Source organism: Nostoc sp. C117 (assembly GCF_043099735.1).
GTDB lineage: Bacteria > Cyanobacteriota > Cyanobacteriia > Cyanobacteriales > Nostocaceae > Nostoc.
This window is the reverse complement of the sequence record NZ_CP170991.1, coordinates 4,860,903-4,877,926: the sequence shown is the minus strand read 5'-3', so window position 1 is coordinate 4,877,926 and position 17,024 is coordinate 4,860,903. Positions and strand designations below refer to the sequence as shown.

Sequence of the window (17,024 nt, the reverse complement as noted above, 5' to 3'; positions counted from 1 at the left end):
GTAACTATTAAACTGCGCTTATAAAAGCTAAAATTCGATTATTTCCAAACCTTTAAACTAGTTTTTTGCAGCACTAAATTATAAATTAGCGTGTGAATTACCCAAATAATATCCAAGTATATGCCCCATCGTTAACATCACTTAGAGAACGTGACTGGACAGCTTTGATAGAACTATTTGATAGGGATGATGGCGATGACATTGAAACCGACATCCACACTAATTTGCTTTGGTTAATACCTGAACCTTGTTGGGAAGACGATCCCTTTGATTTCTTGCGTGAATACCTTTGAGGAGTAGTGAGTGCTTACTGAGTGCTGAGTGATGAGTTGAATTTTAGTAGAAAAGTTGTAAGTTTAAAGGAGGTCTTTAATTACGAATTACGAATTATTTGCAGGCGACTGAGAAAAGTACGTAAGCGATCGCTTTGCGGATTGGTGAGAACTTCATAGGCTGAACCTTGTTCTGCCACAATACCTTTGTCTAAAAATATCACTTGATGGGCTACTTCTTTGGCAAATTGCATTTCATGGGTGACAACCACCATTGTCATCCCTTCTGCGGCTAATCGTTGCATGACTTGCAGAACTTCCCCAACGAGTTCGGGATCTAAGGCGCTTGTGGGTTCGTCAAATAGCATAATTTGGGGATTCATACATAAACTACGGGCGATCGCTACTCGTTGCTTTTGTCCCCCAGAAAGTTGTTCGGGATAAGCTGAGGCTTTGTCAAATAAACCGACTTTTTCCAGATATAATCCCGCTAGTTGGGCGCTTTCTTTCGCTGTTTTACCTAAGACTTTACGCGGTGCGAGTGTCATATTTTCTAAGACACTGAGATGGGGAAACAGGTTGAACTGCTGAAAAACCATACCTACTTGGGTGCGTAGTTCCCGCAGTTGAGTATAGTTGACATTGGGTTGGGATACGTTCATACCATTGACTATCAAGCGTCCTTTGTCAATACTTTCTAAACGGTTAAAGCAGCGCAGTAAAGTACTTTTACCACACCCGGAGGAACCGATAACTGCAACGACTTCTCCCCGATGGATTTCGCCGCTGATTCCTTTGAGAACTTTTAGAGAACCAAAGTTTTTTTCGATATTGTCAAAAATAATAGCGGGGATAGAATTATTCATTACTTATGTCAAGCTGCTCTACAGTTGATTGTAGTGTTTTTAACCAACCGCCAAGAGCGCAGAGGGAAATATTCTTCTTTGCGCCTCTGCGCGGCAGTCGCTCATTGGGGAAATCCCCAGACGCTCGCGGACTCGCTAACGCTCCGCTATCGCCTTTGGTGTCTCCCCTTGGGAGAAGACCGCGCTGCCTTGCCTTTGCGTGAGAAAAAAGTATTGATAAATATGACTAAATTTGGTTTTATCCGTTGGCTGCGCCTATCTATAGTTATAAGTTTTAGTTGTTTATTACTAGCTGGCTGTGCTGTGAACCCTGGCGGGACAAAAACTCTCCGGATTGCTACCGAACCGACGTTTCCACCATTTGAGTTTAAAAAAGAAGGTGGTGAATTACAAGGTTTTTCGATTGATTTGATGAATGCGATCGCACTTGCAGCTAAGTTTAAAGTTGATTTCCAAAGTCTACCTTTTGATGGTATGATTTCAGCTTTGCAAGCCAAAACTGTAGATGTGGCTAGTAGTTCCATCACCATTACAGAGGAGAGGGCGAAGACAGTTTCTTTTTCCCGTCCTTATTTTAAAGCTGGGTTGGCGATCGCAATTCGCGCAGACAATCAAGATATTACTGGTTTGGACAGTCTCAAAAATAAAAAAGTTGCAGTACAAATTGGCACAACTGGGGCTGCAAAAGCTAAGAGTGTTCCTGGAGTGCAAATTCGCAGTTTTGATTCAGCACCCATAGCCCTGCAAGAATTGTCCAATGGTAATGTAGATGCAGTAATTAATGATGCACCTGTAACTTTATATGCTATTAATACAGGCAATCTCAAGGGAATAAAAGTAGTACAGCAATTGCTAACAGAGGAATTTTATGGCTTTGCTACAGCTAAAAATTCGCCCAATTTGGCATTGATCGATGATGGTTTAGATCGGGTGCTGAAAAATGGCACTTATGCCCAAATATACCAAAAATGGTTTCAAGCTGAACCGCCATCATTACCAGCTAAATTACCATTTCAGGATGAAGCTAACAGTAACGCAGCCCAACAATTGACTTCGGTTAGTGTGATTTTGCAAGCTTTTCCCAGTCTATTGCAGGGTGCATTAATAACGTTACAATTAACGGTACTTTCTGTAGTATTTGGTTTAATTGGCGGTTCACTCATTGGTATTATTCGCCTTTCTCGTATTGCACCTGTGCGGTGGTTAGCGAGGGCGTATGTAGATTTTTTTCGGGGAACACCTTTGCTGGTGCAAATTTTTATGATTTACTTTGGATTACCAGCAATTTTGCAAGAACTTGGTTTTACATTTAGTTTCGATCGCCTAACTGCTGGGGTGATTGCTTTAAGTTTGAATTGTGCTGCATATATTGCCGAAGTTGTCCGGGCTGGAATTCAATCAATTGAACCAGGACAAGCAGAAGCATCACAATCATTAGGTTTGAGTTCTGTGCAAACCATGAGGTATGTGATTTTTCCCCAAGCTTTCCGGCGGATGATTCCACCATTAGGTAATGAGTTTATCAGTTTATTGAAAGATACTAGTTTAGTTTCTGTGATTGGGTTTGAAGAATTGCTACGTAAAGGACAATTAATTGTTGCTGACAACTATCGCGCCTTTGAGATTTACGCAGGTGTAGCAGTGGTTTATTTATGTTTGACGTTACTTTCTTCCCAAGCATTTAGCCGATTAGAATCTTGGATGAATCCCGTCAAACGCTGAGAGAATTTCAAAAATAATTTCTCAAAATACCGAGAATGATGAGCAATATGCTTGTTAAGTTGATTTTTTGGGATAGGTAGCAGTTGGAGGTTAAGATTCCCAAGATCAAATCAAGTTATAACGAACTATATTATACCTTATTTTGGGTAACTATAACTTATTGTTTAGTTTAACTTAAGATTTTACAACGAATCGAATAAAAAAGTTATGTCATACCAATCAGATAACCATATTGTTATCATAGATTCGTTTGTAATCATTAAGAAGTGTAAATAGTAGCTATAACTGGTAAATAATCGCTATAACTGTAAGTCAAGTTACTTGATGCTTTTTAGCTTACTATTTGAGGGCTAACCATACCAGTACAATTATGCTGTAATAAAAACTCCGTAAATATGTTTGAACTATTCAATGCAGACCTAGTTTCCGCTGCATTGGAACAGTTCACCTTGCTAGCCAAAAATTAAAAACTTTTCATTGGAGGAGAAGCAAATGAGAAATTTGAAAGCAATCATAGATAAATCCTCATTTACTAGTGAAGTACCAGCATCATTTGTGGTATTTCTTGTCGCCCTCCCTCTTTGCATGGGTATTGCGATCGCTTCAGGGCTTCCCCCATCTCGCGGCTTAGTTACAGGAATAGTAGGCGGAATTGTTGTTGGTGCTGTTTCCGGTTCACCTTTGCTTGTCAGCGGACCGGCTGCGGGACTGGCGGTGATTGTCGCCGAAATAGTTCAACAATATGGCATTGAAATGGTTGGGCCAATTCTACTGCTAGCGGGTTTAATTCAATTACTCGCAGGTATATTTAAACTTGGCCAGTTGTTTCGCGCCATGTCACCGGCTGTCATCTATGGAATGCTTGCAGGTATTGGGATATTAATCTTCGCTTCCCAATTTCATGTCATGCTAGACGATCAACCACGTGTACACGGCATCGAGAATTTAATTTCTATTCCCAACGCCATTTACAAAGCTCTGTTTCCTATTAATGGTAGCGTTCATCACATTGCAGCATTAATAGGTCTAACAACTATCATCACTCTTGTGCTGTGGGAAAAATTTAAACCCAGTAGTTTGAAGTTAGTACCTGGCGCGCTTGTAGGTGTTGTAATTGCCACCACCATTGCTACAGTGTATCGATTGCCAATTCAGTATGTTGATATACCTGCAAATCTGGCACAAACAATTCAATTACCAATACCTGCCAGCTTACCACGCCTCATTCAGGCACCAGTTTTGCTTGATGTGCTGGTGATTGCATTCATTGCTAGTACAGAAAGTTTGCTTTCAGCCGTAGCAGTAGACCGACTGCATACCGGTCGAAGAACCGATTTCGATCGCGAATTAAGAGCGCAAGGAATTGGTAACGTTATATGTGGGTTGTTGGGTGCTTTACCAATGACGGGAGTGATAGCCCGCAGTTCTGTAAACGTAGAAGCTGGTGCTAAAACGAGATTATCAACAATACTTCACGGTGTATGGCTGTTAATTTTAGTAATTGCAGCTCCAACCTTGCTAAAAATAATTCCGATTTCTAGTCTGGCAGCAATTCTAGTTGTTACTGGTTACAAACTAATCGAAGTAGAACATATTCGCCAGTTAAAGAAGTATGGACGTTTTCCGATGATCATATTTTTTGCCACTTTCATCGGGATTGTTGTTACTGACCTAATCACAGGTGTTTTAATTGGTATTCTGTTAACAGGAATGTTGCTAATTCACAAAATGTCTGTGCTGAATATCCAAGTTATTAAGCACGAAGACAATCAGCGAATAGACATTCATTTACAAGGCGCGGCAACATTTGTGAGACTACCAAAATTAGCGAACATTTTAGAACTTGTGCCTCCAGGAAGTGAATTGCATGTTTATATGCAAGACTTGGCTTATATAGATCACTCTTGCCTAGACTTACTATCGGTGTGGGCAAAACAACAGGAAAAAATGGGAAGCACCTTAACTATGCAATGGGATCGTCTGATAGATCGTAATCGCAAACCATTTACTGTGTAGTATTTTCAAGCTAGATTGAATTTCTCTCACGGTAGGGTGGCACATCTGTGCCACCCTACTAATTGTTTGTATTCCATGTAATCGTCCAGGGGTTAATATAGATTTTATATAGAGAATTTGAATTTAGTTGCACCTGAATCAATCAAAAATGTATGACAATTCTCAACGCTCGTAATTTATCCTTAGAAGAAGTTCAGCGTCTGTTTGGCTTTCAAGAACAATATAGTGACTCATTTTCTAACTACTTATCTCTCGAACCTCTCACGGAAGCAAAACAGCAGGAACTCAAACAAATTCAGAATGACTTTGATAGATACCTTACAATAGGCAAAGTTTCTGAGGGTCAGGTAAAGTTTCTTGCAGTTGCGCCTTTACTAAGATTAGCTGGTTTTTATCGCTATCCGATCGAGATTGTTTTAGAGGAGAATATTGCCGAGATTGAAGTTGAAGATGAAGATATCAAAATTAAAGGTAGATTTGATATTTGAGCTGTTAGTAAAGGTAAACATACAAAACCTCAAACATATTTTTGGGTACTGTTGATTGAATCGAAAAATTGTCAAGTTGATATATCAACAGGTTTGCCTCAGTTACTTACATACTCTTATAAGAATTTAGAGAATCAAAAATCAGTTTGGGGATTAGCAACTAATGGTAGAAGTTATCAGTTTGTCTATATCGAACGAGGAAATCCCCCTATTTATTATTTATTGCCAGAATTAAACTTAATGGAAAAAGAGCGATCGAGTCAGTTGCTACAAGCTTTAAAAGCAATTTGTCAGCTTTAAAATCATTGATGATTAAGGCAACATACAAGCTAAGGTAACAATTACCCTCTAAGAATTATTTCAGCGATCGCTTTTGTATGTAATAAACTTTTACCTCACTTCTATTCCTCTCTCCTAAAAGGCTACGGTGTGAATTACCCCCCTTAATCCCCCCTTAGAAAGGGGGGAAACCGGAAATCCAGTTCCCTCCCCTTTCCAAGGGGAGGGTTAGGGTGGGGTAAAACCCAGATTTATAAACTACTTTAGACTTCTGTGTAAACCGTAAGCTCTGAGGTTTATCGGCGAAGCTCTGAGGTTCATCGGCGAAGCTCTGAGGTTCATCGGCGAAGCTCTGAGGTTCATTTACGAGTATCAAAGACTCATTAATGGAGTTCAAAGCCTCATTCACGAGTATCAAAGACTCGTTAACGGAGTTCAAAGACTCATTCACGAGTATCAAAGACTCATTAATGGAGTTCAAAGACTCATTCACGAGTATCAAAGACTCATTAATGGAGTTCAAAACCTCATTCACGAGTATCAAAGACTCGTTAACGGAGTTCAAAGCCTCGTTCACAACTATGTATTAAAGATTCATGCGGTTTTTGGCGAGTTTTTTGTGAATCCTGATACAATCAGGCAACTTATTAGCATTAATATGCACAACCGTATATTTACTACTTTATTTTTAATTCTATCTTTGACTACCACACCCCAGTTTGTAGTTGCTCAAAACAATATTGAACAGCTATTTCAACAAGGGGAGGCTGCCGAAACACTTGGTAATAACTCCCAAGCAGAGACAATTTGGCGTAAAGTTTTACAAGTTGAACCCAATAATGGCAAAGCTTATAACAGTTTGGGTAATGCTTTGGGACGACAGGGGAAACTAGAGGAAGCATTAGCATCTTTCCAGAAAGCATTACAACTCAACCCTAATGATGCCGAAGCTTACGTTAGTATAGGGAATGTGCGAAATGCTCAAGGGAAATCAGAGGAGGCATTAACATCTTTCCAGAAAGCCTTACAATTCAATCCTAATAATGCTGAAGCTTACATTGGTATAGGGAGTGCGCTAAATATTCAAGGTAAACTAAAGGAGGCATTAGCATCTTTCCAGAAAGCCTTGCAATTGAACCCTAACTTGGCTAATGCTTACATCGGTGTAGGCAATGTCCTGAGTGACCAAAAAAAATTAGATGCAGGAATTGCCGCTTTCCAAAAAGCAATTCAACTCAACCCCAACAATGCTATTGCTTACTACAATCTCGGCAGTGCCCTGAGAGAGCAGAATAAATTAGATGCAGCAGTTGCTGCCTACCAAAAAGCAATTCAACTCAACCCCAACTATGTTAAGGCTTACGTTAATCTCGGCAATGTCCTGAGTGACCAAAAAAAATTAGATGCAGGAATTGCCGCCTACCAAAAAGCAATTCAACTCAACCCCAACGATGCTCTTGCTTACATCGGTCTAGGCAATGCCCTGAGAGAGCAGAATAAATTAGATGCAACAGTTGCCGCCTACCAAAAAGCAATTCAACTCAACCCCAACAATCCCTACTTAACTTTTTTGGCTTACAACGGTCTAGGCAATGCCCTGAGTGACCAGAATAAATTAGATGCAGCAGTTGCCGTCTACCAAAAAGCAATTCAACTCAACCCCAACAACCCCTACTTAACTTTTTTGGCTTACAACGGTCTAGGCAATGCCCTGAGAGAGCAGAATAAATTAGATGCAGCAGTTGCCGCCTACCACAAAGCAATTCAACTCAACCTCAACTTAACTTTTTTGGCTTACCTTAATCTCGGCAATGCCCTGAGAAAGCAGAATAAATTAGATGCAGCAGTTGTCGCTTTGCAAAAAGCAATTCAACTCAACCCCAACAATCCTTATGCTTACTACAATCTCGGCATTGCCCTGAGAGAGCAGAATAAATTAGATGCAGCAGTTGTCGCCTACCAAAAAGCAATTCAACTCAACCCCAACTCCGCTTTTGTAGGTTACTACAATCTCGGCAATGCCCTGAGAGAGCAGAATAAATTAGATGCAGCAGTTACCGCCTACCAAAAAGACCTAATATTGCCAATATTTATAAACGATAATTCTGTAAATATAACCAGAGTTCATACTGCTGCTCACAATGGCTTAGGTTTAGCATTCCAAGAGCAAGGGAAACTAAAAGAAGCCATTGAACAGTTTGACAAAGCAGAAGAGATTGACCCCAATTTTATCTATGCCAGTAACAATAATATAGAAGCAAGGCAGTTATGGAAAACGAAAGACGATACCCAAGCTAAGGGGGTAGAAGACGATCGCCAATGGTTGCCTAAGAACGATCCAACTTTACCCATTAAGCGTTCTGTGGTACGCATCACTGCCGAGTTTTCTACCCGCGAACGCCAGGGAACAGAGATCGGCACTGGTGTAGTAATTAAGCGAGAAGACAACCGAACATTAATCCTCACTAATCGTCATGTCATTTTTGATGGCTATGAACAGGGTAAAAATATTCAAATTGAATTTTTCAGTTCACCGCCATCAAACCGAGTGCGAATGCGGCGAGATGCCAAGCTTTTCAAAATGACTTCTGTTGACGAACAACTCGATTTAGCTGTTTTGGAAGTTAGTGGTAATCTACCAGAAGATATCCAGCCTCTACCTATTTCCTCAAGTGCGATCAACCCGAAAATGCCCATTCGGATTATCGGTCATTCTGCTCAAAGGGGTGAAGATAAATCTTGGTCTATGCAATCAGGAAAAATCAGCTATCAAAACCAGCGATTAGAAATATCTCAAGCTGGACTCAAACCAGGTTATTCTGGCAGTCCTGTAATTGACTCGCAAAATCAACTTTTAGGCATCGTCTTTGCAAGAAAAGGTGAAGGCCGAGATTTCGCTTATCCCATGTCTGAGATTCAAAAACAACTGTCCACTTGGAACATTAAATAGACGCGATGAATCGCGTCTCTACAACAAACTATGAATTATAAAATTATTCTTGCCAGCCTATTAATTCTTAGCGTCAGCCATCTTCCTGCTGCTGCTTGCCCAGAAGGGAACCCCAAATCTACCGATTATATCCAGCGCAAACCACCCAATCGCTGCGAAGGAATCAAAGAAGAACAATTAAGCGGCAATAGCTTGAACCTGATTTCTATTGCTACCCGAAACCTAACCAGTTTTGGCAAAACCCTCACGGTGCAAATTCCCCGCATCAGTGGCGGTAAAAATCCTCAAGTAATAGTGAAATCATTGGGTGATAATTATCACTATCAAATGGATGACTTGTTATTGTCTAATAATGGTTCGCGTTTCAGCTTTAGCTGGGATACTTATGTTCTCAGACAAGCAAAAATCCCAGCTAACAGCCTTCGCGCTGTGGCATCCTATAACCTTGGTTCCCAGCCTGTTTATGTTCCAGTCATTCTGGGGCAAACTTCTGGTAAGTATGAATTTGTCTTTTATTCCCAAGACCGAGTTAGATTTACTACCTTTGAAATCCTCTCCAAAGGTCAACCAGCAATCTATAGCACTTCCCGCCCTAACCCGAAAAAAGGTGAAACTATTTTTACCTGGGATGGTAATGCCCCAGCAGGGCGCTATGAACTGCACTATGTTGCTAATATTGACCGAAGAGATGAACCTAGCGATCGCATCGAAAGGCGAATTGTATTTGAACATAACCCAAATTGGTTGAAATAAATCATGGCATCTCGGCAAAAAGCCAAACACAAGTTTCCCAACTTCATCAAAATTCGCCAATTGTTGAATTCTCTGAAAACATATCTAACTGCTTTGTTTGTAGTAAGCACTTCAGTGCTAAAACGCTTACTACGAACTATTTCAAATCATAAAAAATTATTGTTGGTGTTGCTGTTACTTTTATTATTGACTATCGTAACCTTTGCTGCTGTTGTACCTGGCACACATACATTTGAAGGGAATATCATTTTTCAAGAAATGAGTTTTATTTATAACGGAGAACAATCAAAACTCTTTCTTCAAAATATTCGCGGCATTAAAGAACTAGAAAATGAAGGCAGACAAACTCTAACTTTCACAGGCAGTTTTCAAAGCGAAACTTGGCCAGAACTTAATCAGTTAGACTCCTTAAAAATTCAGCTTAAAGATAGCGAGAGTAGATGGATTATTGCCCCGGCTAATCTCCAAGCAAGAAGTGATATCAACCTAGAGGAACTACGGCTGCAACCAAATACAAAAGTATCTGGGTTAAGTTATGACTTTTATCGCAATCAATTGGCTTTTTCTCTGCAATCTAGCTCTAAATTAGACTTAAAAAGCAACCAAAATACATTAGAACTATATTTAGGCGAACAACCAATCAAAGTTATAGTAGAAGGCTATGAATTACTAGATTCAAAATCACCAAATCAACCTGATACGCAAACACCATTAGAATTTATTGTCAATCCAAATAATAAAAAATTGGTTCTTCAGCACTTGTTATGCTAAATTGTTAGCCAAAAAGCTTAATAAATAAAAATAATCGTATCAGCTATTGAGAAAAAACTTTGACCTAATTGACTTATAAAGCATATTTGTTATTAGCTGTAATTACAAGAGAAATATTTTTTGGTGTATTTACAGTCATGAATAGGAAACAAAATATTAAAATCCTAACAGCGCTTCTTGATTTAAAAGATGTGAAAGTTATATCTCATCGGATTCATGAGGGGATAGGAATGATTTTACAAACTGAATCAACAAAATCATACAGTAATTGTCCTCGCTGTGGTACAAAAAGCCATAGATTACATCAAAATCATCGATACGTTGTTAAAGACTTACCTTTTGGAGAAAAGCCAGTATTTTTAGAAATAAATAGGAGACAATTCAAATGTGAAAAATGTGAAAAACCGTTTAGTGAAAAGCTAGATTTTGTAAGTAAGAAAAGAACTTATACAAAACGGCTAGCAGACAAGATAATACAAGATGTTGTAGAAAATGATATCCATAGTGTAGCAAATAAAGGGATAGTGACAACAGAAGAAATAGAAAGAATGTTAAAAGATGCCTCAGAAAAATTATCTGATAACAAACCTGATTTTATAAAAAGGCTTGGAATTGATGAAATAGCTCTAGTTAAAGGCAAGGGTAATTACTGTGCAGTATTAATAGATTTAGATACATCTAAATTAATAACTTTGTTAAGTGGGCGCACACAAGAGGTAGTAAAGAAAACCCTTATAGAGTGGGGAACTGAGGTTTTAGCACGAATTGAGGAAGTGAGTATAGATTTGTGGGTAGGTTACAAAAATGTAGTAACAGAATTAATGCCCAATGCTCAAGTAGTAGCAGATAGATTTCATGTGATGACACAAATCAATAAAGAACTAGATACACAAAGAAAACAAGAGAAGCGGAATCTAGAAGAATTAGTTAAAAAAGCGCAATCATTATCAAAAAAATCTAAGTACGAAAAAGTATTGTCGGGACTAAAAAATAGTAAATACGTTTTATTGAAAAATGAGTCAGACTTAAATGAAGAGCAGATAAACAAACTTTATCAAGTGAAAAATTTATCTCCTATTCTCAAAGAAATGCATGAATTAAAAGAAAAAATTAGAAAGATTTTCAATAAGACAGATAACTGGTATCCGGGAGTTTTTAAACTCGGGATGTGGTTAGCAAAAGCTAAAAAATATTTTCCCAAGAGTAACAATACTATTATCCGTTGGTTTGATGAGATTATTGCTTACTTTGATAATGGGACAACTAGTGGTGTTGTGGAAGGCATTAATAACAAACTTAAGCTAATTAAACGTTCCGGCTATGGATTTAGAAACTTTGATAATTTCCGAGTTAGATGCTTGTTAAATTGGCATTTAACCTATTAGTTAAGCATATTATGTACTGAAGAACCAAAAAATTTAACTTAGAAATCGCGCAAAATACCAATATTTATTTCACCCTAGCCAAAGCTCCCAAATATGAATCAGAACAATGGTTTAGAGAAAAGATAGAAACTAAAGATGTGAAATTTCTAGATTTGGACAGAAATGGTAAAGATGCCAGAGACGATTTAAAAATTTCTACTATTGTGGAAGGTAAAATCCGCATGGTAAATCAGGAACAGGACATTAAGCAAAATCAGTTTCTCATGGGAGAAAACCCTGATACTCCTCTAAATATTGAACTGATACGCCATCTACAAATTGTTCCTAAAAAGGGTATAGAAGCCCGCTTTTCTGGGAAAACTAAAGAGATTCAAATTGGTCTAGATCAGAATTTTCCTGTTTCTCAAATACAGGGTAGCTGGTTAGATGGCGTTTTACCTCGTGATGCAATTATTGCGTTATTTTCTTTTGGGGCTGCTACGGTTGCTAATCTTTTGTCTTGGTTGTTTAGTAATGCTTCTAAATCGGGGTCAAATCCGTAGGAGTTAGACGCGATGAATCGCGTCTCTACAAGAATTACGAATTACGAATTACGAATTATTGTACCAATACTCCGATCGCCATTAATCTCAATAACTAAATCAACCGCTGTTGCATCTTTTACCAACGGCTTGATGAATAATTCAGGGTGAAGCGATCGCCAAAAATAATTGACAAATTGCTCTATCTCTGCATTGCTCATCCCCGATTTACCCGCAGCAATCATCTGCTGTTCCGCCTGTTTGCGCCACTCTAAAGAACAGCGGTAATCGGTGGGATATAGCACAATTAAGCTGTCTAATCGCTCCCACAGTGGTAGATAATCGTGGAGGCGAAGATTCATGTCGCGGGCAAATGCTTTATCTTCATCTGTGACAATTGGCGGTGGTGGAGTATCAAATATATCTGCGTTAATTGGTCGTACACCCACAAACCAACCTTCAAATAGTACAATATCTATATTGGTAACGATTTCTGGAGTAGTGCGATCGCCAGCGCCTCCATAAGCAGATTTATCAAAGCGCGGAACCATGACTGGGCTTTGCAATTCACGGATTTGATCTAGTAAATCTAAGCCTAAATCTACATCATGGGTTCCTGGTGGCCCTCGCCAAATCAAGCGGGGATCTTGTTGTGTTAAAAGTAGGCGATCGCTGTAAGTTTTATATAAGTCATCCAAAGACAAACTCACAGTCCGGTATCCCAGGCGATCGAGAATTAAACTGAGAATTTTGCACATTGTGGTTTTACCGGTGCCTTGTCCTCCCAATATGCCCTGAATCAGAGGGCGTCCCAACTCTTGGCGATGCGATGCGAGTTTGATTCCCAAAGGCAACCACAAGTCCCACAAAACCTGTAACATTTCTTTGGGTTCTACTTGGAAGGTAGTTTGGCAAAATTCACTAAAAGCTGGGAACACAGATTTTAGTAAATGCCATCGCTTTTCGATCGCCTCATCGACATTTTCCGGCGTGATGCCAAAAGCTTTAGCCCTCAACTTATCTGCCAAAGCCGCTTCTCTTGATTCCTGCTGCCAACTTTCAGTTACTTCTGAAACTAAAATTTCACTCAGCCACAAACTCATAAATTCCCCCCTCAGCCCCTCTGCCTCTTTTCACGATCCCAGCTTAAAGGCTTCGAGGAACAGGCTGTAGGTGAAACCAACTTTGAGTAGATTTAATGAGTCCACCAAGAGCGATCGCCTTTCCAAAAACCTGCGACTATAAAATATTCTGCTGGTAATTTCCGTGAATAGTACAAAAAAACCAGCTGCCACAATGTCTAATTCTGCCCTTTGACCGGCTGTGGTGGAAACTGCGTTTCCCAGAAAAAAACCGAATAAAAAACTAATTATCAGCAACGATAGTCGCCGCCAAGGATTTAAAAACCATTGCCCCAACACTCTAGCAATGGCATCGAACAAGTTATTGAGACGAGTGTTTTGCATTAAAGGGACTTCTGGCAAAAAGTCAACATATCTTGAAATATATTTATATTGAGATTGAAAATATTGGTTTTAGCATCAGCTTATTTGTTACTATTATAAATAGTAGATGTCTACTGGGTTTCCAGTGTTTACTCAAATTTTTCGTATATCTTATCATCTTTAGGGAAGTACAGAGCTTCTTAAATGGGGTGTTTTTCAGTTCCCAGATGAAACATATGACCTAGATTTATCTAAGGTTTGGCTAAGGTTAGGCGATCGATAGCTTGTTGATGCCGCTAAGACACTGTAGCGGAAGTTTGCCTAACTTTAAGACGAGTTGCTCAAGCACCTTGCTTATCCCTTGTGGAGTTAATTGAGATGGTAGCTGGATTTATGCCGTACTGTACTAGCAGTTTCAGGTAACTTTTCTTGTTTGATACATACAAATGAATTCCCTGATTCAGTATCTAATTTTCTTATTTTTATGCAAAATTATGGACAAAATACTAAGCAATGGATCTACACATCCCTTGTTAATCAAAGAGCCAAAGAATTATTTCCTCCAAATGTTTCCTACTTCAAATGATATTTATAATACATTCCTCACCCTAATTTTCGGAAAATTTATATTAGGCTACTTTTTGTGATTGCCTTTTGTGATAATAGGCTACTATTTGGTCAAGTCTAGACAAATATTTATTTCTAAAAACTATCAATATGAAATCTTCAATTTATCGTAACGTCGGTGTTACGGCTTGTTGCTTGGGACTGCTTATTGCTCTAGTGGGATGCTTGGGAGTGAGCGTATCATTTGAGTCCGCCAACCCAGATACATCTTCACAACTGCCACCTGATACTCAACAGTTGGAGACAACTTCATCTACAACAATTTCAACTGCAAAAGATATCTCCCCTAGTAGCATATCGGCTCTACCAACGAACCCAAGCAAAGAAGTACAACATAGCACTAGAGAAAAGACTTATCCTGTCTTGGCAAATCGAGATAAATCAACTACGAAAGCCAAAAATCAAGGAAATTTGCGGATGAGCAATCGAACAAATCAGCCTGTGCGCCTAGCTTTACTAGCGCGACAGTCTGTAGCAAAAGGCTCTGGTGTTAAACAGACTCAATATGATGTCCCAGCACATTGGGATTTTGCTCCCCAAGAAGGTAGTGACAAGGGGCTGATTTTATCTCTACCTCAAAATAATTTGAAATTGGAAAAGGGAGATATTTTAGTTGCTTTTGCACAAGATGGTTCCCGCCGCTACTGGGGTCCCTATGTTGTTGGTGAAACTCAATTACCTCAGTGGAATTCCCAAAACAAAGAATGGCAACTAGTATTGAGTGCTGAGTAGTGAGTGCTGAGTTAGGAGTGCTGAGTTAGGAGTTATTATTCTCCCTCATCTCCCCATGCCCAATACTCCATTAAACACGTATAATTAATTTTGCTCGATCGCTGATTCAGCACTTATTTTCTTTAAGAAGAACAAAATATAGCTAACTAACGACTATTGAGTAATGATTGTTGACTATTGACTAATGAGAATGAAATTGAGTGTTAAAGGCACTGTCGATCAGTGGTTCAACAAAATAGCAAGGAATCCAACCCTTGGTGTAACTATGTCGGTTTTGTTGTTGATACTGATTGGCTGGATAGCTTTTGGGTGGAATTTGGGCAACATTGGCTTGATTGATGAGACAGAGCCACTGTTTGCAGAAGCGTCGCGTCAGATGTTAATCACAGGCGATTGGATCACCCCATTTTTCGATGGTGACACTCGTTTCGATAAACCTGCTTTAATTTACTGGTGTCAGGCGATCGCCTATGCAGTTATTGGCGTGAATGAGTGGGCAGTACGCCTTCCTTCGGCCATCGCCGCATTCGGGTTAATTTGTTTGGCTTTTTACACCATACATTGGTATTTGGCTAAACAAGACGAATTAGAGCAAGTTTCGCGTCCTACTCGCCGCTACTTAATATCTTTGTTAACAGCAGCGATTATGGCGCTCAATGGCGAAACAATTATTTGGGCGAGAACTGGTGTATCCGATATGCTGCTTACTGGCTGCATGGCATCAGCTTTGTTGTGTTTCTTTCTAGGTTACGCAAAGGAAGGGACTGGGGACTGGGGACTTGGGACTAGGAATACAAGGGAAATAACCCATGCCCGATCCCCGTTTCCCAATCAGTGGTACTTAGCTTGTTATGTGCTAATTGCTGGTGCGATTTTAACTAAAGGTCCAGTGGGGATTGTTTTACCTGGGCTGATTGTTGTCGCTTTTTTGTTTTATGTGGGCAGGTTTAGAGAGGTATTCCGGGAAATGCGCCCACTGGTAGGTATACTGGTAATTTTTGGTTTATCAGTGCCTTGGTATGCATTAGTGACTTGGCGCAATGGCTGGGATTATATTAATGCCTTTTTTGGTTATCACAACCTGGAACGTTTTACAGAAGTAGTGAATGGTCACTCAGCACCTTGGTATTTTTACTTTCTGATCGTACTGCTAGGATTTGCACCATACTCAGTATATTTACCAGTGGCAATATTCAGGCTGAAATTTTGGCAGCGATCGCACTGGCGATCCCTTGAGCGTTTTCAGCAATTGAGTTTATTTGCCTGGTTCTGGTTTGCTGGTGTCTTTGGCTTTTTTAGCATTGCGGTTACCAAACTCCCCAGTTATGTATTGCCTTTAATGCCAGCAGCAGCCATTCTAGTGGCGCTTTTCTGGAGCGATATTTTTCAAAATACCAAAGACAAAGGAACAATTCTTGTTTCCTCCTCTTTTCTGCGAGTTAGTGGTTGGGTGAATGTAGTGGTTTTATCCGTTTTATCAACGGCAATGTTTAACATCACCCAAATATTAGGTAGCGATCCAGCAATAACTAACTTCCACGAATTAATTCAGGAATCTGGATTACCAGTCATCGGTGGCGTAACTTGGCTTGTTTGTGCTATTTTGGTTGCCGGGTTACTACTAAGTCGCCGTTGGAACTACATCATCGGTATTAATTTATTGGGATTTGTGGGATTTTTGATTTTTGTTTTAACCCCTGCTTCCTTTTTTATCGATCGCGAACGACAATTACCTTTAAGAGAATTGTCTGCAATTATACACCAAGTAAAACAACCAAATGAAGAAGTGGTGATGCTTGGCTTTAAGAAGCCTAGTGTAGTATTTTATAGTCACAGTCAGGTAAATTATTTCAGATTTCCTCAAGAGACTCTAGAGCATCTTCAAAATCAAGCAGCCAAAGCACTAAAACCTCCTTCACTACTGTTGTTGGCTGAGCAGAAAAAGCTTCTACAAATGGATTTACAGCCAGATGATTACAAGAATTTATCTACCAAGGGTGCTTATAATTTGATTCGCGTTCCTTTTATTAAAAAGAAAAATGAAAAAATAGACATATCGTAATGGGGCATAGGGATTGGGAATGGGGATGAGGGAGACAAGGGAATAAGGAGACAAACAAAACTCCTAACTCAGCACGGGCTAAACGCCCCGCTATCTATGTACAGCACGGGCTAAACGCCCCGCTATCGCTAACAG

At 39.5% G+C, this 17,024-nt stretch carries 13 protein-coding genes and 1 pseudogene; 11 read left to right on the top strand and 3 right to left on the bottom strand.

The window, feature by feature from the left end:
* The first annotated feature begins 92 nt into the window (after window positions 1–92).
* Window positions 93–293, top strand: a complete 201-nt coding sequence (locus tag ACFG4S_RS21015) for a hypothetical protein (protein WP_392530952.1) — start codon at window positions 93–95, stop codon at window positions 291–293.
* An 80-nt stretch (window positions 294–373) separates the two neighbouring features.
* Here ACFG4S_RS21015 and ACFG4S_RS21010 read toward each other — a convergent pair whose 3' ends face one another.
* Window positions 374–1,138 carry an amino acid ABC transporter ATP-binding protein gene (locus tag ACFG4S_RS21010; protein WP_392530951.1) on the bottom strand — a complete coding sequence of 255 codons (765 nt, stop codon included), beginning with the start codon at window positions 1,136–1,138 and terminating at the stop codon, window positions 374–376.
* 222 nt (window positions 1,139–1,360) lie between these two features.
* Between ACFG4S_RS21010 and ACFG4S_RS21005 the strand changes: the two genes are divergently transcribed.
* From ACFG4S_RS21005 to ACFG4S_RS20970, 8 genes and pseudogenes are all read left to right on the top strand, one after another.
* Window positions 1,361–2,860 carry an ABC transporter permease subunit gene (locus tag ACFG4S_RS21005; protein ID WP_392536043.1) on the top strand — a complete coding sequence of 500 codons (1,500 nt, stop codon included), beginning with the start codon at window positions 1,361–1,363 and terminating at the stop codon, window positions 2,858–2,860.
* A gap of 492 nt (window positions 2,861–3,352) precedes the next feature.
* On the top strand, window positions 3,353–4,876 hold the full coding sequence (locus tag ACFG4S_RS21000) for a SulP family inorganic anion transporter (protein WP_392530950.1): 1,524 nt from the start codon (window positions 3,353–3,355) through the stop codon (window positions 4,874–4,876).
* Window positions 4,877–5,028: 152 nt separating this feature from the next.
* Window positions 5,029–5,664, top strand: a pseudogene (locus tag ACFG4S_RS20995) (restriction endonuclease subunit R).
* Between the two features lie 598 nt (window positions 5,665–6,262).
* Complete coding sequence (locus ACFG4S_RS20990; protein ID WP_392530949.1) at window positions 6,263–8,593, top strand: tetratricopeptide repeat protein; 2,331 nt, start codon at window positions 6,263–6,265, stop codon at window positions 8,591–8,593.
* A gap of 30 nt (window positions 8,594–8,623) precedes the next feature.
* A complete protein-coding gene (locus ACFG4S_RS20985) occupies window positions 8,624–9,346 on the top strand; it encodes a hypothetical protein (RefSeq protein ID WP_392530948.1) in 723 nt (240 codons plus the stop codon).
* Between the two features lie 3 nt (window positions 9,347–9,349).
* Window positions 9,350–10,117, top strand: a complete 768-nt coding sequence (locus ACFG4S_RS20980) for a hypothetical protein (protein ID WP_392530947.1) — start codon at window positions 9,350–9,352, stop codon at window positions 10,115–10,117.
* A 137-nt stretch (window positions 10,118–10,254) separates the two neighbouring features.
* Window positions 10,255–11,502 carry an ISL3 family transposase gene (locus ACFG4S_RS20975; RefSeq protein WP_392535572.1) on the top strand — a complete coding sequence of 416 codons (1,248 nt, stop codon included), beginning with the start codon at window positions 10,255–10,257 and terminating at the stop codon, window positions 11,500–11,502.
* A gap of 137 nt (window positions 11,503–11,639) precedes the next feature.
* Window positions 11,640–12,044, top strand: a complete 405-nt coding sequence (locus ACFG4S_RS20970) for a hypothetical protein (protein WP_392530946.1) — start codon at window positions 11,640–11,642, stop codon at window positions 12,042–12,044.
* Window positions 12,045–12,085: 41 nt separating this feature from the next.
* On the opposite strand, the gene ACFG4S_RS20965 is transcribed toward ACFG4S_RS20970, so the two are convergent.
* Both ACFG4S_RS20965 and ACFG4S_RS20960 read right to left on the bottom strand, forming a co-directional pair.
* A complete protein-coding gene (locus ACFG4S_RS20965; protein ID WP_392530945.1) occupies window positions 12,086–13,126 on the bottom strand; it encodes a glycerate kinase in 1,041 nt (346 codons plus the stop codon).
* 30 nt (window positions 13,127–13,156) lie between these two features.
* Complete coding sequence (locus ACFG4S_RS20960) at window positions 13,157–13,489, bottom strand: DUF565 domain-containing protein (protein WP_392530944.1); 333 nt, start codon at window positions 13,487–13,489, stop codon at window positions 13,157–13,159.
* A 696-nt stretch (window positions 13,490–14,185) separates the two neighbouring features.
* On the opposite strand from ACFG4S_RS20960, the gene ACFG4S_RS20955 reads away from it, so the two are divergent.
* Together ACFG4S_RS20955 and ACFG4S_RS20950 are read left to right on the top strand one after the other, a co-directional pair.
* Complete coding sequence (locus ACFG4S_RS20955) at window positions 14,186–14,827, top strand: hypothetical protein (RefSeq protein ID WP_392530943.1); 642 nt, start codon at window positions 14,186–14,188, stop codon at window positions 14,825–14,827.
* A 184-nt stretch (window positions 14,828–15,011) separates the two neighbouring features.
* Window positions 15,012–16,889, top strand: coding sequence for an ArnT family glycosyltransferase (locus tag ACFG4S_RS20950; protein ID WP_392530942.1), 1,878 nt, complete (start codon window positions 15,012–15,014; stop codon window positions 16,887–16,889).
* Window positions 16,890–17,024: the final 135 nt, after the last annotated feature.